The sequence below is a fragment of the Rhodococcus phenolicus genome, assembly GCF_001646785.1.
GTDB classification, from domain to species: Bacteria; Actinomycetota; Actinomycetes; order Mycobacteriales; family Mycobacteriaceae; genus Rhodococcus; species Rhodococcus phenolicus.
This window is the reverse complement of record NZ_LRRH01000086.1, coordinates 70,116-93,092: the sequence shown is the minus strand read 5'-3', so window position 1 is coordinate 93,092 and position 22,977 is coordinate 70,116. Positions and strand designations below refer to the sequence as shown.

25 protein-coding genes are annotated in these 22,977 nt (G+C 67.4%); 8 read left to right on the top strand and 17 right to left on the bottom strand.

What is annotated here, in order from left to right; translation table 11 throughout:
- Positions 1-969 carry an NADPH:quinone oxidoreductase family protein gene (locus A8G15_RS22370; RefSeq protein WP_068165010.1) on the top strand — a complete coding sequence of 323 codons (969 nt, stop codon included), beginning with the start codon at positions 1-3 and terminating at the stop codon, positions 967-969.
- Positions 970-1,056: 87 nt separating this feature from the next.
- Here the strand turns inward: A8G15_RS22370 and A8G15_RS22365 are convergent, their stop codons facing one another.
- The 13 genes from A8G15_RS22365 to A8G15_RS22305 form a co-directional block, all read right to left on the bottom strand.
- Entirely contained in the window at positions 1,057-1,449 is a 393-nt protein-coding gene (locus tag A8G15_RS22365; RefSeq protein WP_245687955.1) for a hypothetical protein, read from the bottom strand.
- Between the two features lie 98 nt (positions 1,450-1,547).
- On the bottom strand, positions 1,548-2,174 hold the full coding sequence (locus tag A8G15_RS22360; RefSeq protein WP_425415118.1) for a TetR/AcrR family transcriptional regulator: 627 nt from the start codon (positions 2,172-2,174) through the stop codon (positions 1,548-1,550).
- A gap of 110 nt (positions 2,175-2,284) precedes the next feature.
- Entirely contained in the window at positions 2,285-3,430 is a 1,146-nt protein-coding gene (locus tag A8G15_RS22355; protein WP_068164726.1) for a thiolase family protein, read from the bottom strand.
- 38 nt (positions 3,431-3,468) lie between these two features.
- Entirely contained in the window at positions 3,469-4,284 is an 816-nt protein-coding gene (locus A8G15_RS22350; RefSeq protein WP_068164723.1) for an enoyl-CoA hydratase/isomerase family protein, read from the bottom strand.
- Positions 4,281-5,522, bottom strand: a complete 1,242-nt coding sequence (locus A8G15_RS22345) for a CaiB/BaiF CoA transferase family protein (RefSeq protein WP_068165004.1) — start codon at positions 5,520-5,522, stop codon at positions 4,281-4,283. Before A8G15_RS22345 ends, A8G15_RS22350 begins: the two co-directional genes overlap by 4 nt.
- Positions 5,522-6,289 (bottom strand): SDR family NAD(P)-dependent oxidoreductase, encoded by a 768-nt coding sequence (locus tag A8G15_RS22340; RefSeq protein WP_068164722.1) that lies wholly within the window; start codon positions 6,287-6,289, stop codon positions 5,522-5,524. Before A8G15_RS22340 ends, A8G15_RS22345 begins: the two co-directional genes overlap by 1 nt.
- The gene (locus tag A8G15_RS22335) at positions 6,289-7,455 is read right to left on the bottom strand and encodes an acyl-CoA dehydrogenase family protein (RefSeq protein WP_068164721.1); all 1,167 of its coding nucleotides are present in this window, start codon (positions 7,453-7,455) and stop codon (positions 6,289-6,291) included. The genes A8G15_RS22340 and A8G15_RS22335 overlap by 1 nt, the downstream gene beginning before the upstream one ends.
- 97 nt (positions 7,456-7,552) lie before the next feature.
- A complete protein-coding gene (locus tag A8G15_RS22330) occupies positions 7,553-7,867 on the bottom strand; it encodes a hypothetical protein (protein WP_068164720.1) in 315 nt (104 codons plus the stop codon).
- Positions 7,864-8,217: a hypothetical protein gene (locus tag A8G15_RS22325; RefSeq protein WP_068164717.1), complete on the bottom strand. Its 354-nt coding sequence runs from the start codon at positions 8,215-8,217 to the stop codon at positions 7,864-7,866. Before A8G15_RS22325 ends, A8G15_RS22330 begins: the two co-directional genes overlap by 4 nt.
- Positions 8,214-8,921, bottom strand: coding sequence for an ABC transporter ATP-binding protein (locus tag A8G15_RS22320; RefSeq protein ID WP_068164714.1), 708 nt, complete (start codon positions 8,919-8,921; stop codon positions 8,214-8,216). The genes A8G15_RS22325 and A8G15_RS22320 overlap by 4 nt, the downstream gene beginning before the upstream one ends.
- Complete coding sequence (locus A8G15_RS22315) at positions 8,918-9,631, bottom strand: ABC transporter ATP-binding protein (RefSeq protein WP_068164712.1); 714 nt, start codon at positions 9,629-9,631, stop codon at positions 8,918-8,920. The genes A8G15_RS22320 and A8G15_RS22315 overlap by 4 nt, the downstream gene beginning before the upstream one ends.
- On the bottom strand, positions 9,609-11,744 hold the full coding sequence (locus A8G15_RS22310) for a branched-chain amino acid ABC transporter permease (protein ID WP_068164708.1): 2,136 nt from the start codon (positions 11,742-11,744) through the stop codon (positions 9,609-9,611). The genes A8G15_RS22315 and A8G15_RS22310 overlap by 23 nt, the downstream gene beginning before the upstream one ends.
- Entirely contained in the window at positions 11,744-13,141 is a 1,398-nt protein-coding gene (locus A8G15_RS22305) for an ABC transporter substrate-binding protein (protein ID WP_068164706.1), read from the bottom strand. The genes A8G15_RS22310 and A8G15_RS22305 overlap by 1 nt, the downstream gene beginning before the upstream one ends.
- Before the next feature lie 345 nt (positions 13,142-13,486).
- Between A8G15_RS22305 and A8G15_RS22300 the strand changes: the two genes are divergently transcribed.
- From A8G15_RS22300 to A8G15_RS22270, 7 genes are read left to right on the top strand one after another with little or no spacing between them, the layout of a single operon-like run.
- Positions 13,487-14,038, top strand: coding sequence for a carboxymuconolactone decarboxylase family protein (locus tag A8G15_RS22300; protein ID WP_068164704.1), 552 nt, complete (start codon positions 13,487-13,489; stop codon positions 14,036-14,038).
- A gap of 4 nt (positions 14,039-14,042) precedes the next feature.
- Entirely contained in the window at positions 14,043-15,326 is a 1,284-nt protein-coding gene (locus A8G15_RS22295) for an aromatic ring-hydroxylating oxygenase subunit alpha (protein ID WP_068164701.1), read from the top strand.
- Positions 15,307-15,633, top strand: a complete 327-nt coding sequence (locus A8G15_RS22290; RefSeq protein WP_068164697.1) for a hypothetical protein — start codon at positions 15,307-15,309, stop codon at positions 15,631-15,633. The genes A8G15_RS22295 and A8G15_RS22290 overlap by 20 nt, the downstream gene beginning before the upstream one ends.
- Positions 15,634-15,636: 3 nt before the next feature.
- Positions 15,637-16,848 carry a metal-dependent hydrolase family protein gene (locus tag A8G15_RS22285; RefSeq protein ID WP_068164694.1) on the top strand — a complete coding sequence of 404 codons (1,212 nt, stop codon included), beginning with the start codon at positions 15,637-15,639 and terminating at the stop codon, positions 16,846-16,848.
- A complete protein-coding gene (locus A8G15_RS22280; protein ID WP_068164691.1) occupies positions 16,835-17,248 on the top strand; it encodes a nuclear transport factor 2 family protein in 414 nt (137 codons plus the stop codon). Before A8G15_RS22285 ends, A8G15_RS22280 begins: the two co-directional genes overlap by 14 nt.
- Positions 17,245-18,333 carry an acyl-CoA dehydrogenase family protein gene (locus A8G15_RS22275; RefSeq protein WP_068164688.1) on the top strand — a complete coding sequence of 363 codons (1,089 nt, stop codon included), beginning with the start codon at positions 17,245-17,247 and terminating at the stop codon, positions 18,331-18,333. Before A8G15_RS22280 ends, A8G15_RS22275 begins: the two co-directional genes overlap by 4 nt.
- A complete protein-coding gene (locus A8G15_RS22270) occupies positions 18,330-19,154 on the top strand; it encodes an acyl-CoA dehydrogenase family protein (RefSeq protein WP_425415117.1) in 825 nt (274 codons plus the stop codon). The genes A8G15_RS22275 and A8G15_RS22270 overlap by 4 nt, the downstream gene beginning before the upstream one ends.
- Before the next feature lie 157 nt (positions 19,155-19,311).
- On the opposite strand, the gene A8G15_RS22265 is transcribed toward A8G15_RS22270, so the two are convergent.
- From A8G15_RS22265 to A8G15_RS22250, 4 genes are all read right to left on the bottom strand, one after another.
- Positions 19,312-19,857, bottom strand: coding sequence for an MTB12 C-terminal domain-containing protein (locus tag A8G15_RS22265; protein ID WP_068164685.1), 546 nt, complete (start codon positions 19,855-19,857; stop codon positions 19,312-19,314).
- Positions 19,858-20,019: 162 nt separating this feature from the next.
- Positions 20,020-20,802 (bottom strand): enoyl-CoA hydratase, encoded by a 783-nt coding sequence (locus tag A8G15_RS22260; RefSeq protein ID WP_068164682.1) that lies wholly within the window; start codon positions 20,800-20,802, stop codon positions 20,020-20,022.
- 10 nt (positions 20,803-20,812) lie between these two features.
- Positions 20,813-21,988, bottom strand: a complete 1,176-nt coding sequence (locus tag A8G15_RS22255) for an acyl-CoA dehydrogenase family protein (protein WP_068164679.1) — start codon at positions 21,986-21,988, stop codon at positions 20,813-20,815.
- Positions 21,972-22,970 carry an acyl-CoA dehydrogenase family protein gene (locus tag A8G15_RS22250; RefSeq protein WP_068164676.1) on the bottom strand — a complete coding sequence of 333 codons (999 nt, stop codon included), beginning with the start codon at positions 22,968-22,970 and terminating at the stop codon, positions 21,972-21,974. Before A8G15_RS22250 ends, A8G15_RS22255 begins: the two co-directional genes overlap by 17 nt.
- Between the last annotated feature and the right edge of the window lie 7 nt (positions 22,971-22,977).

Genomic DNA, 22,977 nt, shown 5'->3' with positions numbered 1-22,977 from the left:
ATGCGTGCTGCGATCTGTCCCGGGTACGGGCCCGTCGAGGTCGTCCGCGTCGACGCACTCGACCCGCCGGCGATCGAACCGGGCAAGGTCCGGGTACGGGTGGCCGCGGCGGCGGTGAACTTCCCGGATGTCCTGCTCGTCGCCGACAAGTACCAGGTCAGTGTGCCGCCGCCGTTCGTTCCCGGCAGCGAATTCGCCGGTGTCGTCGAGGAGGTGGCCGACGACGTCGACGGCGTCTCGGTCGGCGACCGGGTCACCGGCACCGGCATCGTCGGGGCGTTCGCGGAACAGGTCGTGGCTCCCGCGCGGAATCTGACACCGATCCCGGACGGCGTCGACGCGCACGTCGCCGCCGCATTCGGTGTCGCACATCGCACCGCCTACCACAGCCTGCGGTCGGTGGCCCGGGTCCGCCCCGGCGACGAGGTGATCGTGCTCGGCGCCGGCGGCGGGGTCGGGCTGGCCGCGGTGCAGCTCGCCGTGGAGATGGGAGCGATCGTCACCGCTGTCGCGTCCTCCCCCGGCAAGCTCGAGGTCGCCGCCTCCTACGGCGCGCGTCATCTCGTCGACCATCGCACCGCGGATGTGCGGGCGGCGCTGCGTGAGGCGCTGCCCGGGGGCGCCGACGTGGTTCTGGACCCGGTGGGCGGCGACCTGTCCGAGACCGCGCTGCGGGCGCTGCGGCGCGGTGGCCGGTTCGTCACGATCGGGTTCGCCTCGGGCGAGATTCCGCGGATTCCGCTCAATCTCGTGCTCGTCAAGGGTGTGCGGATCCTCGGGTTCCTGTTCCAGGATCTCGATTCGGAAGAGATGCGCCGCAACGAATCCGAACTGCACGAGCTGCTCGCGAGCGGACGCGTCGTACCGCACATCGGCGCGCGTCTCCCGCTCGAGAACACCGTCGAGGCGCTGCGACTGGTCGCCGACGGCCGCGCGATCGGGAAGGTGGTCATCGACGTTTCCGGCTGAGGCGGTACCGCAATCCGCACCGGTACACGACACAGGGCCGGTGGTCTCCTTCGAGACCACCGGCCCTCGGTGTGTGCGGGGCGCCGGTCAGCCGACGGAGGCGAGCCCCATCGACTGATCCAGGCCACTGCTGCGGAAACACTCGGTTGCCCCGGGCGCGGTGTACGGCAGCGAGGCCGCGGCGAGCGCGTGGGATTTGAAAGCACGCGCGGCCAGGCTCAGCCGGTGCTGGATCGATTCGAACTCCCGATCCAGTTCCGAGGGCAGCGCCTCGCCCCACAGCGCGATCCGGGTGAGATTGCCGTCGAGAGCCTCGCGTGCCCCCGTGCGAATACGCTCGTCGGACTCGTAGAGATCGATCGCGACGGCGATCAGTTCGGGCATCGGGCCGTACGGGGACGACAGTGCGGCTTCCAGGTCGACAGTGTCGGCGCCGAGAATGCGCAGGGGACGCGCATCCTCGGGGTTTCTGACGGCCACCGTGACGTGCCATCCGGCCATCACGTGGTCGAACAGCCACCCTCCCGCGAACTGGACCGCGTCGGCGACGCTCGGGGCGACGACGGCGACCCGTCTCCTCAGATGGTGGCGACGAGCGTTAGCTGTCGAGTAAGCGACTGTGTGTACTCCCTGAACACCTCGGTCAGAGGTATCGATGGATCGAGCAGCCATGAGGTTTCCATTCCGTTGAGAAAGGCGACGATCTCCACTGCCTTGGTCGCCGGGTCCACATCCGTTCGATACCGCCCCGCGAGTTGACCGCGGCGGATACCGTCTTCGACGGTCTCCAGCGCGGCCCGGTATCGATCGAGCAGGCGATCGTGCAGTAGTGCATCCGGATCGAGATTCTCGATCACCAGCGTGGCGAACATCCCCACCAGTTCGGGTGAGCGCTCGAACCGTTCCGGTACCTTCGCGAGCTGTTCGAGCAGGTCTCCGGAGCGATCCGCGTGCGCGTCGTCGTCGGCATCGCGGGCATCGAGCACCGCGTGCAACAACCGGTCCTTGGATTCGAAGTGATGCAGCAGCCCCGCAGTGGTGACGCCGGCCTCTCCCGCTATCTGGGCGAGGGTCGTGTTGCGCCATCCGTTCCGCGCCAGCAGTCGCTGTGCAACGGAGAGAATGAGCTGTCTGCGATCCTCACCCTTGGAGAGGAGTGTGTCGTACGGCCTGGGTGCGGACACCTCACTCCTTCCTCGAACCAACCTACCTAGTACACAGTAGGTCGGTTTTCCGGATGTGACAAGGGTCTCATGGAAACTCTCGGGTGCACCAGCTCACATTCCGCGGGATACCTGCTCACGGCCGCTCCGGCTCAGCCCGCGAGCTCGACGATCGTGGCGTTGGCCGTACCGCCGCCCTCGCACATCGTCTGCAAGCCGTATCGAATCCCGTTGTCGCGCATGTGGTGGATCATCCGCGTCATGAGGATGGCCCCGGAACCCCCGAGCGGGTGGCCCAGCGAGATCGCTCCGCCGAGAGGGTTCATCAGCGCCGGATCGGCGCCTGTTTCCGCCAGCCAGGCCAGCGGCACCGACGCGAAGGCCTCGTTCACCTCGAACACACCGATGTCACCGATTCCCAGACAGGCCTTCCGCAGCACCTTCTCGGTCGCCGGGATCGGGCCGGTCAGCATGAGCACCGGGTCCGAGCCGGCGACCGCACCGGCCCGGTAGCGCACGATCGGCTTCAGCCCGAGTTCGCGCGCCTTCTCCGCCGTGGTGACCAGCAGCGCCGCGGCACCGTCCGCGATCTGGGACGAGTTGCCGGCGTGGATCACCCCGTCCTCCTTGAACACCGGCTTCAGACCGGCGAGCTTCTCGACGGTCGTACCACGCCGCAGACCCTCGTCACGCGCCACCGTCCCGTCCCCGGTGTCGACCGGCACGATCTGGGCGTCGAACGCGCCGCCGTCGACCGCCGCCGCCGCCCACTCGTGGGACTGCGCCGACAGTTCGTCGAGCCGGGTTCGCGACAGCCCCCACTTCTCCGCGATCATCTCGGCGCCGATTCCCTGGTTGAACTGGAAGTTGTCGTAGCGGGCCAGCGCACGCGGCCCGTAGGGCTTCCCGTCCGCCTTCGCCGCACCGAGCGGAACCCGGCTCATCGACTCGACACCACCGGCGACCACGACGTCCTGCTGCCCGGACATCACGGCCTGCACCGCGAAGTCCAGCGCCTGCTGGCTCGACCCGCACGCCCGGTTGACCGTGGTGCCCGGGATGCTCTCGGGCCAACCCGCCGCCAGCACCGAGTACCGTCCGACGTTGCTCGACTGATCACCGACCTGGGACACACAGCCCCAGACCACATCGTCGACGATCACCGGGTCGATCCCGGTCCGCTCCGCGAGCGCGGTGAGCACCACCGCCGACAGGTCCGCCGGGTGCACCCCCGCCAGTCCGCCGTTGCGCTTACCCACCGGTGTCCGGACCGCCTCGGCGATCACCACTTCACGCATCTACTTCTCCCAATCGTCGTCGCAGGACACGTCACGCGTCACTGCTTGTCGCGGCCGACCGCCCACCGTCCGGTGAACCGCGGTTCCCGCTTCTCGGCGAACGCCGAGAACGCCTCCGGGGCGTCCACCGTCGCGAAATTCGTTGCCTGTGCCCGCGCCTCGCTCGCGAGAGCGTCGCGCAGAGTCCGGTCGGCACCCTCGTTGAGCAGCGCCTTGGTCTGGGCGAGCGCAACCGGTGGACCCGCCACCAGCCTGCACGCGAGGTCGTCGACGAACCCGTCGATCTCGTCTCCGGGGACCACCCAGGTCACGAGGTTCATCGCCAGCGCCTGTTCGGCGTCGATCGTCTCGGCGAGCAGCGCGAGGCGTTTCGCCTGCTGCAGACCGATGAGCTTCGGCAGCAGCCACGAACCGCCCAGGTCCAGCGACAGTCCCCGTTTCGTGAAGATCTGCGAGAACGTGGATTCCGGTGTAGCCACCACGAGGTCGCACCCGAGCGCCAGGTTCCAGCCGGCGCCGACGGCGACACCGTTCACCTTCGCCACGGTCGGGACCGGCAGCTCGTGCAACAGGAGCGCGACATCGGTCAGGACCCGCATCTTGCGCATGGGATGCGCCACACCGGGGTTCGCGATGTCCGCGCCCGAGCAGAACGCACCGGCGGCACCGGTGACCACCAACGCACGCACGTCCGGGTCCGTACCGGCGTCGTCGAGGGCGTCGCGCAGGCACCCCCAGAGTTCCGTGTCGATCGCGTTCTTCCGGCGGGGCCGGTTCAGGGTCAGCGTCCGGACTCCGTCGAGGTCGTCGTGCAGCAGGACCGGCCCGTCGATACGGAGCTCGCTCGCCGTCATCGCCGGTACTCCGGGCCCACCGCGCCCTGCAGGCGCAGATCCGCGATCTCCGACGGTGAGAATCCGAAATCGGACAGGACGAGGTCGGTGTGCTCGCCGAGACCGGGGACCGGATCCATCCTCGGTTCGCGTCCCGCGACGATCGGCGGCGGCAGGATCGCCCGGACGGGACCGGCCGGCGTGTCGATCGTCCTCCACCGGTCACGCTCGCTCAACTGCGGGTGCTCGAGCACCTCACTCGGAACGTTGTAGCGCGAGTTCCCGATTCCCGCCTCGTCGGCGGTCTTCTGCACGTGCGCGAGATCGTGCTGGGCGCACCAGGTTCCGATCGCCTCGTCGAGTACGGCACGGTTGCGGCAACGGTCCGAATTCGTGCGGAACCGCTCGTCGTCCGCGAGGTCGTCACGGTGGAGAATCTCCCGGGCGAGGCGCTGCCACTCCCGGTCGTTCGTCGTCCCCAGGACGACCGTCTGCTCGTCGGCCGTGCGATAGGCGCCGTAGGGCGCGACCGCCGGCGAACTCATTCCGAGCGGCTGCTGGTCGATACCCGAATGCTGGGTGTAGGTGAGCGGATAGCCCATCATGTCGGTCATCGTGTCGAACAAGCTCACCGACACGGCTTCGAGACCACGATTGCGTTCGGGATTGCGCGACTTGCCGCACAACAACGCCAGGATCGACAACGCCGAGTACAGCCCGGTCGAGATGTCCGCGAAGGGCGGCCCCGGCTTCGCGGGCTCACCCGGGAAGCCGGTGACCGCGCACGATCCCGACTCCGCCTGCACGAGAAGGTCGTAGGCACGTTTGTGGGACAACGGTCCCCCGGCACCGTACCCGTCGATCTCGACGACGATCAACTCCGGGTAACGCTTCCCGAGTTCCTGCGCCGACAACCCGAGCCGGGCGGTCGCGCCCGGCGCCAGGTTGGACACGAGCGCGTCCGCCGATTCGAGCAGGCGGTGCAGCACGGCCAGTCCGGCATCGGATTTCAGGTCGAGCGTCACCGATTCCTTGCCGCGGTTGGCCCACACGAAATGCGCGGCGAGCCCACCGACCACGTCGTCGTAGTCGCGGGCGAAGTCGCCGCCCTTCGGGTTCTCCACCTTGATGACGCGGGCACCGAAATCGGCGAGTACCCGCGTGGCCATCGGCGCCGAGACCGCTTGTTCGAGAGTGACGACGGTGACCCCGTCGAGCGGACCGGCCGCGGCACCGGCGGATGCCGGTTCCGGTGTCATCACATCACCATTCCGCCGTCCACCGGCAGGACCTGACCGGTGACGAAGGACGCGGCATCCGACGCGAGGAACACGAACGCACCCGCAACCTCGGACGGTTCCGCCCAGCGGCGCAACGGGATCCGGTTGAGCATCTGCTCGGCGAACTTCTCGTCGGTGCGGATGGTGTTCGTCATCGGGGTGGCTGCCAGCGGAGCGATCGCGTTGACGAGGATGCTCTTGCGGGCCAGCTCGCGGGCCAGCGACTTGGTGATACCGATGATCCCGGCCTTGGCCGCGGAGTAGTTCACCTGTCCCAGCGTTCCGGTGATGCCGGCGGACGACGTCACGTTGATGATCCGGCCGGTGCCGTCGGTCGGGAAGAACGGCAGTGCCGCCTTGGCGCACGTGAACGCGCCCAGGAGGTGGATGTCGAGCATCTTCTGGACGCTCTCGATCTCGAGGTCCTTGAACATCGCAGGCTCGGTGACTCCGGCGTTGTTCACGAGGATGTGCAGCGACCCCTCGCCGAACCCGGCGGCGCGGGCTGCGGCGGCATCAGCGGCGGCGCGGTCGCGCACGTCCAGTCCGACGCTGTCCGCCTTGCCGCCGTTCGCGGTGATCCGCTCGGCGACGGCGGCCGCCGCGTCCGGGTTGATGTCCGTCACCAGAACCGACGCCCCCGCGGCCGCGAGTGCCTCCGCGACCGCCGCGCCGATGCCGCCCGCGGCACCGGTCACCAGAGCGGACCGGCCGGTCAGGTCGAACAGAGGATTGCTTGCTGCCATCAGTAACTCCTCGGCATTCCCAAAGTGTGTGATCCCAGATAGTTCAAAATCATTTCCTGGGAGATCGGGGCGATACGCATCACCCGGGCCTCACGGAAATAGCGGGAGACGTTGTACTCCTCCGAGTACCCCATCCCCCCGTGTGTCTGCAACGCGCGGTCGGCCGCGGTGAAACCCGCTTCGGCACACAGGTACTTGGCGGTGTTCGCCTCGCGCCCGCACGGCCTGCCGTTGTCGTAGAGCCAGGTTGCCTTGCGCAACACGAGTTCTGCCGCATCGAGATGCGCCAGCGAGTCCGCGAGCGGAAACTGTATTCCCTGGTTCATGCCGATCGGGCGGCCGAATACCTCACGCTCGTTGCCGTACTTGACGGCCCGGTCCAGAGCGACCCGCCCGATGCCGAGAGCCTCGGCTGCGATGAGCATACGCTCCGGGTTCAGACCGTCCAAAAGATACTGGAATCCCTTGCCCTCCTCGCCGACCCGATCCTCGACGGGGATCTTCAGATCGTCGATGAAGAGCTCGTTCGAGGAGACCGCGTTACGTCCCATCTTCCGGATCGGCCGGACCTCGACACGGCTGCGATCCAGATCGGTGAGGAACAGCGTCATGCCGTCGGTCTTCTTGGCGACCTCGTCGTAACGCTGCGTCCGGGTGAGCAGGAGGATCTTCTCCGACTCCATCGCCTTGGAGATCCACACCTTGCGGCCGTTGACGATGTAGTGGTCGCCCTCCCGGCGGGCGAAGGTAGTGATGCGCGAGGTATCCAGTCCGGCACCGGGTTCGGTGACGCCGAAGCAGACGTGAAGGTCCCCACTGGCGACCCGGGGCAGGGTCCGCTGCTTCAGTTCGTCGGAGCCGTGGACGACGACCGGGTGCATCCCGAAGATCGACAGATGGATCGCGGTCGCGGCATTCATGCCACCGCCGGACCGAGCGACCTCCTCGAGCAGAATGGAGGCCTCGGTGATGCCCAGGCCGTGCCCGCCGTACTCCTCCGGAGTGGTGATGCCGAGCCACCCGCCGTCGGCGAGCGCTTTGTAGTACTCCGTCGGAAATTCGTGCGCGAGGTCCTTTTCCATCCAGTACTGGTCGCCGAAGTTCTTCATCAGCTCGGCGACCGACTTGCGGATCAGCTCCTGGTCCTCGGTCAGCTCGAAACTCATGCCACCGGGCACAGCCATGTTCTCAACTTCTTTCTTCGTCTTCCGGCAGTGCCACCGGCCGTGTCCGGTGGCCCCACCGGACCTGATCGTCGGTACCTCAGTCGGAGGCGGGAAGGGCCTTGGCCGCCTTGACGGTCAACGGCACGCCGTCGTAGCTCAATTCGCCCACACCCGGTGAGGTGCACAGCACCTCGAGTGTGTCGCTCTCGTTGACGTACCGCTTGCCGATGAGCGTCACCAGGTCGGTGATACCCGCCGTCGACGGGCGCCCACCGGTCGCGGGGACCATCGGGCTTCCGCCGCACGCCAGAACCGCTCCGCCCTCGGCGGGTGCGCGGACGACGACCACGCGGACCGTGCAGTCGGCGCTGGCGAGCTGTTCGCCGGCTTTGAGGGGAGTCGCTGCGGTCATGCTTCAACCTCACTTTCGGAAGTGCGCTCGGCGAGGACGCCGAGGTCGAACGATTGACGCGCCATCCAGAACCGGAGGAATCCGGTGAGCGAGTAGCGCAGGTACAGCGCTGCGCCGACCACCGCGACGGCAACGCCGAGAATCGAGACCACGATCGCATCGCGCTGCACGAGCGCGTCGGACGTGTTGTGTGACATGAAGTATGCCACTGTTCCGAGGATCGGGCCGACCACCATGAGAGCGACACCGAGCCGCAGCCACAGCGACGACCGGCCGGCGGAGGGATCGGGGATCTTCAACTCGGACAGTTCACGGGTGAACCGGTCCGCACGGGATTCGGTCGAGGTCATGAGGAACTCCCTAGGTAGAGGGCGGCGAGCTCGGATCGGAGTCCGCTGTCGGGGTGGCCTTGCTTCTGGATGCGTCCGCGTACGAGAACCGCTGCGTGGTCGGCGAAATCGAGGACGGCGTTCGCGAACTGCTCGACGACGAGAACCGCCACGCCGCTGCGGGCGATCTCGGCCACCTCGTCATAGAGGCGGCCGACGACCAGCGGTGCCAGGCCCATCGACAGTTCGTCGAGCAGAAGGACCGCGGGATCGGTGGCCAGTCCACGGGCGAGTGCGAGCATCTGCTGCTCGCCGCCGGAGAGCGTCCCGGCGGTCTGTGACGCACGCTGGGCGAGGATCGGGAAGCGCGAGAACGCGACCTCTTCGATCTGTTCGCGCGGTGTGCCCGTGAACGTCATCATCAGCAGGTTGTCGCGGACCGACATGTTGGGGAACACGCCGCGGCCTTCCGGGATCAGGCAGACCCCCGCCCGGGCCAGATCGCGCGGCGCCACCCCGGTGACGTCCCGCCCGCCGAGGAACAGCTGACCGGAACGCAGCGGATGGACCCCGGCCGCAGCCTTGAGCGTCGTGGTCTTGCCGGCACCGTTCGGTCCGAGCAGCGCCACCACCTGCCCGGCGGAGACGCTCAGGTCGATCCCGTGGAGCACGGTGATCTCGTCGTAGGCGGCGCGCGCGTCGCGTAGTTCGAGGATGGCGTTCATGCTTCCCCCAGATAGGCCGCGAGCACCTTCTCGTCCCGGCGGATCACGTCCGGCGCTCCGACGGAGATGATCCGGCCGAGGTCGAGGACGTATACCTGATCGCACACGCTCATGACCAGTTCCATGTCGTGTTCGACGAGCAGGACCGCGGTTCCGTCGTCGGCGAGGGCACGCAGCAGCCCGGCGAACAACTCGGTTTCCTGCGGGTCCTGTCCGGCAGCGGGCTCGTCGAGCAGGATCAGGCTCGGGTGGACCGCGAGCGCACGCGCGACCTCGACGAGCCGGCCCATGCCGGTGGACAGCGCGTCGGCCGTGGTGTCGGCGAGGTGGTGCAAGGCGAGACGTTCGATGATCTCGTCGGCCACCTGCCTGGCCCGGCGACGTTCCGGGCCGAGTTCCGCTGCCACGAGCAGGTTGTCGCGGACGCTGAGCCGGCCGAACAGTTCCAGCCGCTGGAAGGTGCGGGCCAGTCCGTGCCGGGCGCGCCGTGCCGGACCGGCCCGCGTGACGTCGTGCCCATCGAGATACACGCGTCCCGCGACGGGCCGGCGCAGCCCGGTGATCACGTCGAATAGGGTGCTCTTGCCGGCACCGTTGGGCCCGATGAGCCCGGTGACCTGTCCGCGTTCGGCTTTCAATCCGACCCCGTCGAGGGCGCGGTGTCCCCCGAACGCGACGGCGATGTCGTCAACCTCGAGTTGCGACGGCACGATCGAGCACCTCCTGGTCCTCGGGAGTCCAGGGACGTTTCACGCCCCACCACTCGACGGGTATGTCCTCGGCCGGATCGTCCGGTCCCGGCGGCACCTTGCGCCGCGAGTTCGACCAGAGGCGGGCGGCGAGGACGCCCGCGACGATGCCCGCGAGGAGCACGTATCCGTTGATCACGTCGCCGAGGCGCAGCAGCCACAGCACCACGATCCATCCCACCAGCGTCGAGACGACGAGGGTGTCGCGGAACGTGGCCTCCCACTCCCTTCGCAGCGACGGCACGACACCGTCGTCCACGGCCCCGGACCCGTAGGCGAGTCCCGCTGCGGCGGGCAGGGTCTGGACGAGGTTCTGCGCACCGGGCCACAGCGCGACGATCGCGTTGAGCGGGCCGGCGACCATCGTGCCGGTGAACAGGCCGTTGCCGACCACGCCGAGCCCGCCGACGACCGCGATCAGGAAGATACCCAGTCCGGCAATGAAATTGAACTGCTCCGGGGCTACGGACTGCAGCTGCATCCCGTAGAGCGCGCCGCCGAGTCCCGCGATGCCCGCGGAGATCGCGAACACCAGTGTCTTCATCATCAGCAGGCTGCCACCGAGGGTCGCGTAGGCGGCTTCGCTGTCGCGCAGTGCGATCAGCTGCCGGCCGAGGCGGCCACGGCGCAGTGCCGCGACCCCGATCGTGACCAGTGCCAGGCAGATCGCGGCGAACACGGTCAGTTCCGCCGGAGTGTCGATCCGGAATCCGAACAGGCTCGGTCCGACCAGGTCCACCGAACCCTGGTTGAAGAACGCGAAGTCCACCCCGAACAGCTCGAACGAGGGCATCGAGAAGATCCAGCGGTCGAGTACGACGGCGATGGCCGCGGTACCGAGGGCGAGGTACACCCCCGACAGGCGCAGCGCCGGGATCGCCACGATCGCTCCGGCGACGCCGGCGATCACCATCGCGGCCAGCAGCGCCCACCACTGTCCGTCCGAACCGAGGTGGGCACACACGATCGCACCGATCCCCGCCATACTGAGCTGGGCCAGGGAGATCTGCCCGGCGTACCCGACCAGCGGGACGAAGGACATCGCGATCACACCGAACGCGAATATCTGCCCGTAGGTGATGAGATCACCCTCGCCGAGCACGGTGGACAGGATGATGCCGAACGCCACGATCACCCCGGCGAAGGCGAACGTCCCGCGCACCGTGGGAACGGGAACCTGGCTGAGGTTCCGGTCGCGGCCGCGCAGCCTGCCGTGCGGGAACAGCAGCAGGGCCAGCAACAGCAGGATCGCGGGTGCGGCCAGGCGGAGCCCGGGCAGATAGTCGTTCTGGGGCAGGTAGCCGGCCATGTAGGCCTCCATGCAACCGACCACGACGGCGCCGACGAACGTCATCGGCAGGCTCTTGAGCCGGCCGAAGATCGCCGCCGCGTAGGCGCTGACGATCAACAGTGACAGCTGGGTGGCCTCGAGCGCGACCATCGGGGCGATGAGCACGCCACCGAGGGCGGCCAGCACGGTTCCGAGAATCCAGGCGACCCGGTTGGCGCGGACCGGGTCGGCGCCGGTGAGCCCGACGAGGGCGCGGTCGTCGACCGTCGCCCGCATCTCCGCGCCGGTGCGTGTGTTGAACATCAGCACACGCAGTCCCAGCGCCACCGCGACCGCGACGACCATCGTCAGCGCCTGGTGCCAGGTGATCGTGGCCGAGCCGATGTGGAACGGCTGCAGCTCGTTGAAGAACGTGGGCAGCGACCGTGCCTTGACCGGGTTCCAGATCCACCGTGCCAGCGCGATGAGCCCGCTCAGCAGCGCGATGGTCATGACGAGCTTCTCGGCCTCGCCGAGTCTCTGGACCGGGCGCAGCAACCGTTCGACGAGAAGGCCGAACGCCGGCGCCAGCACCAGCAGCACGACGGCGACCGAGAGCCACACCGGCCAGCCCCAGCCGACGCTGAGCTGCCAGTAGGCGAAGGCCGCCATCATGCCCGTGGCGCCGTGTGCGAAGTTGAACACGCCGGTGGTCGTGAACGTCACGACCAGGCCACTGCTGATGATCGCGTAGATCGCGGCCGTGGTGAGGCCGACGATTCCGAACGTGATGAACTGTTCCATTATTGGACTTCGTCCATACTCTTGCCGACCTCGGCGAGGGTCATCGGTGCGCCGAAGTCCTGGTTGAGCTTGCGCATCGGGATGTCGCACCGGTACAGGCCGCTGTCAGGGTTGAAATCGGCCGCTTCCCAGCCGTCCGAGGTGACCTTCTCGACGTTGAAGCAGGAGCTCGGCGGGATCGGGTTCTGCAGGTCCGACGCAGAGTGCAGGCCTCCACCGGTCCAGGCGGTTTCGGCGCGTGCGTTGTCGTAGATGCACTTTCGGGTCAGTTCGTCACCGCAGGCGGCGGCGGACTTGGCGAACAGCAGCCACGAGGACCACGCCCGGACCGCCGGGAGAGTGATCTGCGCGTCGGGAGCGTACTTCGCGTACAACTCCTTCAGCTGCTCGACCGCCGGCTCGTCGCTCTCGAGCGGTGCCACACCACCGAGGTCGACGAGGTTGTTCTGGAAGTCCGCGGAGCGCCCGAGGAGCTCGACGAACTGGTCGTTGTAGGCGTTGTTGTTGGCGTCGATCCAGTCGAGCTTGTAGTCCATGTTGGTCAGGACCTCTTCGAGCTTGGCGAGCTGGTCGAAACTACCCATGAAGATCAGGCCCTTGACGCCCTTGCTCTTGATGGCCTGCGCGTAGGGAGTCCAGTCGGAGACGCCCATCGCGGGGTAGAGCTCGTTGTAGATGATCGTGGCCCCGAGCGAATCGAGGGTCTCCTGGGTGATCGCGCCGATGACCTTGGTGACGGCCGAGTCGCCGTTGATCATTCCGACCGCGCCCTTCGACTCCGGGTACGCCTCGTTCAGCGCCCAGGTGCGGAAGCCGGCATAGTTGTCGTAGCCGGCGACCTTCGCCGGGGAGGCATTGATCTCGAGGTCGGCGCCGGACGCGCGTTCCTGTACGGTCTGGGCCGTGAAGCTCGGGAGCAGGCAGTTGAGGCGTTCCTTGACGCCGAGGGCGTCGAGTGCCGCACCACCGCCGACGAGGGCGAAATCCTCGCGGCAGGCTTCGATCATGCGCTGACGTGGTTCCATCAGCTTGGCGTCGCGGGTGTTGGCGACGAGGGTGCGGCCGTTGATGCCGCCGTTGTCGTTGCACCAGGACGTGAACACGTTCGCGGCGTCGACGAACTCCGAGTTCTTGGTGAAGCCCATGTCGGTGAAGACACCGACCTCGATCTGCTCGGCGGTGACGCCCTGCGCACTCGCGGTCGTGGCGTCACCGTCCTGACAGACTTCGGTGAGATCGCCGAAGTCGGCCGAGGCCGCCGACGACGAACCGCCGCCCGAGCCTTCGCCCCCCTCGATCTCGGTGCCGGTGCGTCCACCGCAACCGGCGACGAGTATCGATACGGCGGCCAGCGCCAGGAGAGCCCGCCCCCCGGTGAATGTGTGCTGTCGTTTCACGTTCTTCCTCCCCCTGGCCTGACGGCCGGCCGGTGTGACTCAGGAGATTGCCTGCGGGCCCGCGCGACCGTGGTGGTCCAGCCGAGGATCGAAAGGCCGTAATGCTCTCACCTGACAGGGAAACTAGCCTCTCCCTGTAGGAGAATCAACATATTTCACGGGTGATCAGCGGGGAGAACTTTTGCGAATACGACAGAGGGGATCTTCGTCCGACGGAGGGCGCCCGCTCGATCAAGAGCATCTTCACCTGCTGTTTCATCCCCGGCGTTGACTAACCGGCGAAAGCCTGGAAACCTGATGAGCAGAAATGAGAATGTAATTCTCGTCGATGAGAGGAGGTTGTGGATGGCCCTGCTTCCGCCGCTACCCGCAGAGGAGTGGGACGACAAGACGCGTGCCGCGTTCATCGGGATGCTCGCCCGGGATCGCCAGAACCCGGAAGGCGCCGGCACGGCCCTGTCCGCGCTCGCTCACCACCCGGACCTGACCAAGGCATTCCTCGGCTTCAGCGTCTACCTGCTGTACCGGTCGACGCTGCCACCGCGGTTGCGCGAACTCGCAATCCTGCGCGTCGCGCACCGGCGCGAGTGCGAGTACGAATCGCAGCACCACGTGCCCATCGCGCAGGAGGCCGGGCTGACCCTCGACGAGATCGAGGCAGCACGACGCGGGGAGGCCGCCGACGAGTTCGAGCGCACGCTGCTCACCGCGGTCGACGAACTCGAGGACAAGAACAGGCTCTCCGAGCAGACGTGGAACGCACTCGGCGAGCGGCTCGACAAGCGTCAGCGAATGGACTTCATCTTCACGGTCGGTGGCTACGGCCTCATGGCCATGGCTTTCAACACATTCGGTATCGGACTCGGACACGACTCCGAGCCCGGACAGGAAAGGTAGATCCGTGCCCCATTTCCCGAAACCAGCAGAAGGCAGCTGGACCGAGCACTGGCCCGAACTCGGCACCGCACCGGTCGACTACACCGACTCGTACGATCCGCAGTTCTTCGAAGACGAGCGCAACGCGATCTTCAAGCGCACCTGGCTCAACGTCGGCCGTGTCGAGAAGCTCCCCCGCAAGGGCAGCTACTTCACCAAGGAACTGCCCTCCGCCGGCCCCGGCACCTCGCTGGTGATCGTCAAGGGCAACGACGACGTGATCCGCGCCTTCCACAACGTGTGCCGCCACCGCGGAAACAAGCTGGTGTGGAACGACTTCCCCGGTGAAGAAGTCGCCGGCAGCTGCAAGCAGTTCACCTGCAAATACCACGCCTGGCGCTACAGCCTCGAAGGCGACCTGACCTTCGTCCAGCAGGAAGGCGAGTTCTTCGACCTGGACAAGCAGGACTACGGCCTCAAGTCCGTGCGCTGCGAAATCTGGCAGGGCTTCATCTTCATCAACCTCGACGACAACGCCGAGCCGCTCGACGAATACCTCGGCCCGCTGGCCAAGGGCATCGAAGGCTACCCCTTCGACCAGATGACCGAGGTCTACAGCTACCGGTCCGAGATCGGCTCCAACTGGAAGCTGTTCATCGACGCGTTCGCCGAGTTCTACCACGCCCCGATCCTGCACATGAAGCAGGCCACCAAGGACGAAGCCGAAAAGCTCGCCGGCTACGGCTACGAGGCACTGCACTACGACATCCAGTCCCCACACTCGATGATCTCCTCGTGGGGCGGCATGGCACCGCCCAAGGACCTGAACATGGTCAAGCCCATCGAACGCGTCCTGCGCTCGGGCCTGTTCGGCCCCTGGGACCGCCCCGACATCGCCGGCATCGCCAACGACGAACTGCCCGAGGGCGTCAACCCCGGCAAGTTCCCGGTCTGGGGCCAGGACTCGTGGGAATTCTTCCCCAACATGACCCTGCTCATCTGGGCGCCGGGCTGGTACCTGACCTACCACTACTGGCCCACCGCCCCGGACCGCCACATCTTCGAAGCCAGCCTCTACTTCGTGCCCCCGAAGAACGTTCGCGAGCGCCTCGCCCACGAACTCGCCGCGGTCACCTTCAAGGAATACGCACTGCAGGACGCCAACACCCTCGAAGCGACCCAGACGATGATCGGCACCCGTGCCGTCACCGAGTTCCCGCTCTGCGATCAGGAAATCCTCCTCCGACACCTGCACAAGACCGTCGGAGACTACGTCAAGGAGTACCGTGATGGCGCTGCTGCCAACTGAATTCGCCGACCTCGAGCCCTACACCGACTGGGTCCTGGCCACCGAGCCCGAGCGCTACGCCAAGCGTCTGGCCTCGACCATGCCCGACATGCAGAAGTTCTACGACGCCGCCTTCCCCCGCATCGAAGACGCCATCACCTACTGCGACAAATTCGATTTCGACGACCTGCCCGACGACGCCCGCGCACTCGTGCACCTGATGCAGTCGCTCATCATGGTCTCCTTCCCCGTCGAAGTCTGGAAACAGCCCCGCGTCCCCGACAGCGGCGCAGCCTGGGCCGAAATCACCCAGGAACCGGTGGTGTAGCCCATGATCACGCTCAAGGCGGCCGGACTCCTCGACGTCGACAGCGGAAAGATCGTGCGCCCGGGCATCGTCCGCGTCGACGGCGACAAGATCGTCGGGATCGGCGGTGCACCCGAGGGCGAGGTCATCGATCTCGGCGATCAGATCCTCCTGCCCGGCCTCATGGACATGGAAGTCAATCTGCTCATGGGCGGACGCGGCGAGAAGCCGGTCTTCTCCACGGTGCAGGACGACCCGCCGCTGCGCATGCTCCGCGCAGTCGGCAACGCCCGGCGCACCCTCCGCGCCGGCTTCACCACGGTCCGCAACCTCGGCTTGTTCGTCAAGACCGGCGGATACCTGCTCGACGTCGCGTTGGGCAAGGCCATCGACGCCGGCTGGGTGGACGGTCCCCGGGTCGTTCCCGCGGGTCATGCGATCACGCCGACCGGCGGTCACCTCGACCCGACGATGTTCGCAGCGTTCGCCCCCGGCGTACTGGACCTGACCATCGAGGAAGGCATCGCCAACGGTGTCGACGAGGTCCGCAAGGCGGTGCGCTACCAGATCAAGCACGGTGCGCAGCTGATCAAGGTCTGCGTGTCCGGCGGCGTCATGTCCCACACGGGAACCCCCGGCGCACAGCACTACTCCGACGAGGAACTGCGCGCCATCGTCGACGAGGCGCACCGGCGCGGCCTGCGCGTCGCCTCGCACACCCACGGCGCGGACGCCGTCCGCTCGGCCGTGGCCGCCGGGATCGACTGCATCGAGCACGGATTCCTCGTCGACGACGACGCGATCCAGAAGATGGTCGACGCCGGTACCTACCTGGTTCCCACCACCCGGCTCGCGGACGCGATGGACGTCTCGCACGCCCCACCGGATCTTCAGGCCAAGGCCGCCGAGATGTTCCCCAAGGCCCGCACCTCGGTCAAGGCGGCGTACGAGGCCGGCGTGAAGATCGCGCTCGGCACCGACGCCCCGGCCATCCCGCACGGCAAGAACGCCGACGAACTCGTCGCCCTCGTCGAACGCGGTATGTCCGAAATCGCGGCGCTGCGTGCCGCCACGAGCGTCGCCGCCGAGCTGATCGACGTCACCGACCGCGGCCGGCTGGCCGAGGGCCTTCTCGCCGACATCATCGGCGTGCCGGGAGATCCCTTGCAGGACATCACCGTCACGCAGAACGTGCAGTTCGTCATGAAAGGAGGAAAAGTCTATGTCGGCAACTGACGACCTCGTGGAGATCAACCAGCTCCTCGCCAAGTACGCGGTCAACATGACCAAGGGCGACGTCGAGGGCGTGATGGCCGTGTTCACGCCCGACGGCACCTACAGCGCGTTCGGCGACGCCTTCACCCTCGACCAGTTCCCCGAACTCGTCGCGGCGGCACCCAGCGGCCTGTTCATGACCGGGACTGCGCTCGTCGATCTCGACGGCGACACCGCGACGGGAAGCCAGCCGCTGTGCTTCGTCGACCACTCGACGCACGACATGCGCATCGGCTACTACAACGACACCTATGTCCGGACCGACGCCGGCTGGCGGCTGCGCACCCGCGCGATGACGTTCCTGCGGCGCAGCGGCGCCCACGACTCGGGCATCCCGCATTCGTTCGAGCCGACGGCATGAACGTCGACGAGTTCCGGGCCGACCTGCGCGCCTGGCTCGACGAGAACGACCTGACCCCGCCGCCCGACCACTCGCTCGACGGTCAGGTCGCGCAGCTGGGCCGGGTGCGCAGGGCACTGTTCGACGCGGGCTGGATGCGGTACGGCTGGCCGGAGGAGGTCGGCGGTCTCGGCGGCGACGCCGTGCTGCGAGCCGTGCTCGGCGAGGAGGTCGCCACCCGGGACCTGGCGGAGCCGGGCATCTACTCGATGATCGAGGTCCTCGCTCCGACGATGATCTCCTACGCCCGGCCCGAACTCGCCGCCGAGATGGTGCCGCTGTTGCTCAACGGTCGCGAACAGTGGTGCCAGGGCTTCTCCGAACCCGGCTCCGGCAGCGACCTGGCGTCGCTGAGCACGCGCGCCGTGCAACGCGGCGACGAATGGGTGATCAACGGTCAGAAGGTCTGGACGAGTCTGGCGCAGTACGCATCCCGATGCGTACTGCTCACCCGCACCGCGCCCGGCCACGACGGGATCACCGCGTTCTTCGTCGACATGGACACTCCCGGCATCACCGTCAAACCGCTGCGCACGATGCACGGAATCGACGAGTTCGCCGAGGTGTACTTCGACGACGTCGTCGTCCCCGCGGACCGCATGCTCGGGCAACCGGGCGACGGGTGGCGGGTCGCGATGGATCTGTTGCCGCACGAACGCTCGACGTGTTTCTGGCACCGGATCGCGTACCTGTTCACCCGTTTGGACAAGCTGCTCGACGAGACCGAACTCGACGCCGACGACGATCTCGGCTCGGTGTTCCTGGCGCTGCACACCGTGCGGTGCCGGTCGCGTCTGACCCAGCAGCGACTCGCCGACGGGGCCTCCCTCGGGCCGGAGACCTCGATCGACAAGGTCCTGCTGGCGACTGCCGAACAGCAGCTGTTCGACACGGCGCGCGATCTGCTGCCCGGCGTCCTCGAACTCGAGGACACCGCGTGGCGACCGGAGTTCCTGTACTCGCGGGCCGCGACGATCTACGGCGGCACCGCCGAGATCCAGCGCAACATCATCGCCCGCCGTCTGCTCGACCTGGGGAGGGAATGATGTCCGACGCCGCCACCGTCGCCGATGCCGCGCAGGATCAGGAACTGGCGCTGCTCGGGGATGCCCTGCGCGGGATCATGACCTCGGCACCGGCACACGAACTGGATTCGGCGCTGGCCGATCTCGGATGGGGCGACATGCTCACCGAGATGCCCGATGTCGCGATCCCGTTGGTGTTCCGCCTCCTCGGCAAGACCGGCGCGCACGCGCCGGTGCTCAACGACGTCGTTCTGCACGCGGCCGGACTGCCGATCGCGGGCACCCTGCCGCTGCCGTTCTCCGGCGGGAAGTGGATCGTGTGGGAACGCACCGGAGTGGCCGGCACCTCGCTCGACGAGGAGATCCCCCTGTACACCTCCGATGCGGGCGAGGAGATCGGTCCCGCAGCGATCGCCGCGGGACGGCGCGCGCTCGGCTGGTGGCTGGTGGGGACGAGCCGGACCATGTTGTCGCTCGCGCGAACCCACGCTCTCGACCGCACACAGTTCGGGAAGCCGGTCGCCTCGTTCCAGGCGGTTCGGCACCGTCTCGCCGACACGCTCGTCGCGATCGAGGGCGCCGAGGCCACGCTGCTCGCCGCGAACGACGATCTCGGGTCTTTGCTGGCGAAGGCGGCGGCGGGGAAGGCCGCTCTGACGGCGGCCCGTCACTGCCAGCAGGTGCTCGGCGGAATCGGATTCACCGCCGAGCACGATCTGCAGCGACACATCCGCCGCGCACTGGTTCTCGACGGGATACTCGGCAGCGCAAAGGAACTCACCCGCGTAGCCGGCGCGTTGATCCGTTCGACGGGTTCGGCTCCGCGGCTCGTGCAACTGTAGAGAATCGAACAACGGAGAAGGGGTGCCTGCACTTCGCAGGCACCCCTTCTCCGTTGTCCGTGTCCGCACCACACACCCCTCGGCACGAGTAACGCCGCCGGTTCGGGATCGGAAGTTCCGTGCCCGAACCGGCGGCGGTTCGTGTGTTCGGCGGAGATCAGCAGCCCGGGACGGGAGCGCCCCCACCCTGGATGGCGAGCAGGGTGCAGAAGGTCGTTGCGGTGACCTTCCAGGTGCCGTCCTCCTGGATCGCCGCACCGGACTGGTCCGGCAGCACCGGCGCACCGTTCATGAGCAGCGTCCACTTGACCTCGGCGTTCTCCGGGTCGGTGAGCGTGACGCCCTCGACCGTCGCGGTCGTGGCCATGGCCTGCGGGTTGGCCGTCATGCCTTCGAGAGTGGGCAGGAAGACGTCGCCGTTCTCGACCAGTGCGGCGCGCTCGGCCGGCGGGGTCGAGCCGTTGAAGAACGTGACGTAGGCGTTGGTGACCGCTTCGGTCGTCGCCGGATCCGCCGCTGCTCCGGCTGCGCCCGCCGTGGTCGTCTCGGTGGCCGCGGTCGTCTCGGACGTGGTGGTGGCCGCCTTGGTCGTGGTGCTGTCGCCGGAGCTGTCGTCGTCGCTGCTGCAGCCCACGAGGGTGACAGCCGCAACCGCCACCATCCCGAAGGTGGCGACTGCACGACGGATGTTCGAAACGCGCATGACGGATCCTCTCCGGTGGACGAACCGATTCCGTCCACCAATGTGTTGGAACTTCCCCCCAGGTCCCTGCGAGAGTACGTTGCCTACTCGTCCCGGGTTGGGCTTTTCGCACCTCGAATTCCGTTGCCGTCCAGATGGTCCGGCGGTGCGGATCGGGCTACGTTATTCGATCTTCGCCTTCATCTCGTCCAGGTTCACCAGAATCGGGAATCCACCGACGCTCAGCGCGTTGCCGTGGCCGGTCTGATGGACGTCGAACACCGACTGGATGGCGGCGTAGAAGCCCTGTACATCGAGGGTCTGGTTGACGGCACGCTTGGCCTGCCGCAAACCGAACGGAGGCATCGCCGCGATCTTCGCCGCGAGTGCGCGAGTCTCCTCGTCCAGGCGGTCACGGGGCACGACCTTGTTGACCATCCCCGTCTGCTCGGCCTCGTGCGCCGTGACCGGGCGACCGGTGAACAGGATCTCCTTCGCCTTGCGCGGGCCGAGCTCCCATGTATGCCCGTGATACTCGACCCCGCCGATGCCCATCATCACCACCGGGTCGGAGAACGACGCGTCCTCGGAAGCGACGATGAGGTCGCACGGCCAGCACAGAAGCAACCCGCCGGCGATGCAACGCCCCTGGACGGCGGCAATCGACGGCTTGGGGATGTTCCGCCAGCGCAGGGAGTACTCGAGATAGCGCCGGCTCTCGTTGCCGTAGATCAGTTCGAGTGTGATCTTCAGATCGTCGGGCACCTTGGTGCCGAGGTCGTGACCGGCCGAGAAGTGTTTGCCTTCGGCTCTGAGCACGATGACCGAAACCTCGGGATCGTCGGCTGCGCGCATCCACGCCGCATCGAGTTCGTCGAGGAGCGCGGCGTTCTGAGCGTTCGCGGCCTCCGGCCGGTTCAGCGTGATCGTGGCGATCTTGTCGGCTACCTCGTAGAGAATGTGCACAGCCGGACCCTCATCCCCGTGGCAGGCCGAGCACGCGCTCGGCGACGATTGTTCGCTGAATCTCCGACGTACCGCCGGCGATGGTACCGGCGAAGCTGCGGGCGAACCGCTCGAACCAGCCGCACGCGAAGTTGTCGTTGTTCCACGCGTTGAACGGTGCCGTCCACGCAGGGTGGACGAGACCGTCCGCCGCCGCGGCGTCGAGCGCGTGTTCGGACGCGGTCTGCACCGCCTCCGATCCGAGCAGCTTGAGGACCGACAGCGCCGCGACATCCTGCTCACCGCGGTCCGCGCGGGCCAGGGCACCGGATCCCAGCAGACGGAGAGCCTGCAGATCCATTGCGAGAGTGGCGTACCGGTCGCGGTCGAGAACGGTCGACGGGTGGAAGTCCTCGACGAGATCCTGGAGCCGGTCCGCGAAACTGAGCCACAGCAGCGTACGTTCGTGTCCGAGCGCGCCGTTCGCGACGCCCCAGCCCCCGTTGAGCTCGCCGATCAGGTTCTCCGCCGGCACCCGTACCTCCGTGAAGAAGACCTCGTTGAAATCCAGGTCGTCCGACGACGCGATCGACGCGAACGGGCGGCGCACGACACCGGGTGTGTCCGTCGGAATCAACAGCACGCTGATTCCCTTGTGCTTGGGCGCATCCGGATCCGTCCGCACGAACGTGAGGAGCACGTCGGCGTCGTGCGCGCCCGAGGTCCAGACCTTCTGGCCGTTGACGACGAAGTGGTCGCCGTCGAGGACCGCCCGCGTGCGCAGGCCGGCGAGGTCGGAACCGGCGCCGGGTTCGCTCATGCCGAGCGCGGCGGTGATCTCCGCCCGCAGGATCGGTACGGCCCACTGCTGTTTCTGCTGCGGCGTTCCGAACGACAGGATCGAGGCGGCGATGATCCCGAGCCCCTGAGGGTTGAAGCTGTGGTAGATGCGGCGACGGGACAGTTCCTCGAGGTGCACGTACTGCTGCAGGATCGTCGCGTTGCGACCACCGAATTCGGGCGGATTCCCGGGAAGCAGCCAGCCGCTGTCGAATTGGAGGCGCTGCCACGGCCGCGCCCAGTCCGGGACGTCGGCGCTCGAGATGGGGCGCACCCCGGTCTCGGCCTCGTCCGGAAGGTTCTCGTCGAGGAAGGCCACGAACTCGGCCCGGAACTCCTCGACGTCGGCATCAAAGGTGAGTTGCACGGTACTCCTCGGCGATCAGCGCTCGGTGCTCGGCGGCGCCGCCGAGCAGATGCTCGCCGGCTCTGGCGCGCTTGAGCGCGAACTGAAGGTCGTTCTCCCAGGTGAAGCCCATGGCCCCGAACAACTGGAGGCCGTTTCGGAACACCACCGATTGGCATTCACCGGCCGCTGCCTTGGCCATGGAGGCCGCCACACGGCGGCGAGGGTCGTTCTCCGCGATCGTCAGGGCCGCGTAGTAGCCCAGGGCGCGGGCCCGCTCGATCGCAACGTGCATGTCGACGGCCTTGTGCTTGACGGCCTGGAACGAGCCGATCGGAACCCCGAACTGCTGACGTTCCCGGACGTGGCCGAGGACCATGTCGAGGATCCGCTGGCACGCACCGACCGTCGTCAGTGCGATCCCGGTGAGCGCGAGGTGGCGTGCCGGTTCGAGATCGGCTGCGATCCTGCGCTCGTCCTCGACACGGACACCCACGAAGGAGACCTCCGCGAGGTGGAGCACGGGGTCGAAGATCGGGCTGCGTGTCGCGGTCACACGATCGGATGGCACGACGAACGTTCCCGCGTCGGTGACCACGGCGAACTGTGCCGCACGGTCGCCGTCGAGCACCTGGTGGGCGGTTCCGTCGAGGATCCAGCCCTCCTCGTCCCGGTGCGCCGTGACGCCGCTGTACACCGCCGCGCCGGCCATCGCGGGATCGACGAATCCCGTTGCCAGAGGTGCGAACTGGGTCATCGTGGCGAGATAGGGCGTCGGATCGGTCGAGCGGCCGAGCTCCTCGAGCACGATCGCGAGTTCGACCGTGGTCTCGGTGTCGGTCAGCTCGGTCCAGCCGAGGTCGACATATGTCTTCCACAGCGGGCCGGGGTCGGCACCATCGTCGACGATGCTGCGGATCAGCGTGGGCGCGCATTCCTTGGCCGTGACGTCACGGACCGTCTTCTGCCATAGTCGCTGATCGGAGTCGAACTCGAAGAGCATCCCGGCC

Bases quoted from the DNA above. Each gene is read 5' to 3' on its own strand.
- A8G15_RS22370 (WP_068165010.1), top strand. From the start codon at position 1: ATGCGTGCTGCGATCTGTCCCGGGTACGGGCCCGTCGAGGTCGTCCGC.
- A8G15_RS22355 (WP_068164726.1), bottom strand. From the start codon at position 3,430: ATGCGTGAAGTGGTGATCGCCGAGGCGGTCCGGACACCGGTGGGTAAG.
- A8G15_RS22350 (WP_068164723.1), bottom strand. From the start codon at position 4,284: ATGACGGCGAGCGAGCTCCGTATCGACGGGCCGGTCCTGCTGCACGAC.
- A8G15_RS22345 (WP_068165004.1), bottom strand. From the start codon at position 5,522: ATGACACCGGAACCGGCATCCGCCGGTGCCGCGGCCGGTCCGCTCGAC.
- A8G15_RS22340 (WP_068164722.1), bottom strand. From the start codon at position 6,289: ATGGCAGCAAGCAATCCTCTGTTCGACCTGACCGGCCGGTCCGCTCTG.
- A8G15_RS22335 (WP_068164721.1), bottom strand. From the start codon at position 7,455: ATGAGTTTCGAGCTGACCGAGGACCAGGAGCTGATCCGCAAGTCGGTC.
- A8G15_RS22330 (WP_068164720.1), bottom strand. From the start codon at position 7,867: ATGACCGCAGCGACTCCCCTCAAAGCCGGCGAACAGCTCGCCAGCGCC.
- A8G15_RS22325 (WP_068164717.1), bottom strand. From the start codon at position 8,217: ATGACCTCGACCGAATCCCGTGCGGACCGGTTCACCCGTGAACTGTCC.
- A8G15_RS22320 (WP_068164714.1), bottom strand. From the start codon at position 8,921: ATGAACGCCATCCTCGAACTACGCGACGCGCGCGCCGCCTACGACGAG.
- A8G15_RS22310 (WP_068164708.1), bottom strand. From the start codon at position 11,744: ATGGAACAGTTCATCACGTTCGGAATCGTCGGCCTCACCACGGCCGCG.
- A8G15_RS22300 (WP_068164704.1), top strand. From the start codon at position 13,487: ATGGCCCTGCTTCCGCCGCTACCCGCAGAGGAGTGGGACGACAAGACG.
- A8G15_RS22290 (WP_068164697.1), top strand. From the start codon at position 15,307: ATGGCGCTGCTGCCAACTGAATTCGCCGACCTCGAGCCCTACACCGAC.
- A8G15_RS22285 (WP_068164694.1), top strand. From the start codon at position 15,637: ATGATCACGCTCAAGGCGGCCGGACTCCTCGACGTCGACAGCGGAAAG.
- A8G15_RS22280 (WP_068164691.1), top strand. From the start codon at position 16,835: ATGTCGGCAACTGACGACCTCGTGGAGATCAACCAGCTCCTCGCCAAG.
- A8G15_RS22275 (WP_068164688.1), top strand. From the start codon at position 17,245: ATGAACGTCGACGAGTTCCGGGCCGACCTGCGCGCCTGGCTCGACGAG.
- A8G15_RS22270 (WP_425415117.1), top strand. From the start codon at position 18,330: ATGATGTCCGACGCCGCCACCGTCGCCGATGCCGCGCAGGATCAGGAA.
- A8G15_RS22265 (WP_068164685.1), bottom strand. From the start codon at position 19,857: ATGCGCGTTTCGAACATCCGTCGTGCAGTCGCCACCTTCGGGATGGTG.
- A8G15_RS22250 (WP_068164676.1), bottom strand. From the start codon at position 22,970: ATGCTCTTCGAGTTCGACTCCGATCAGCGACTATGGCAGAAGACGGTC.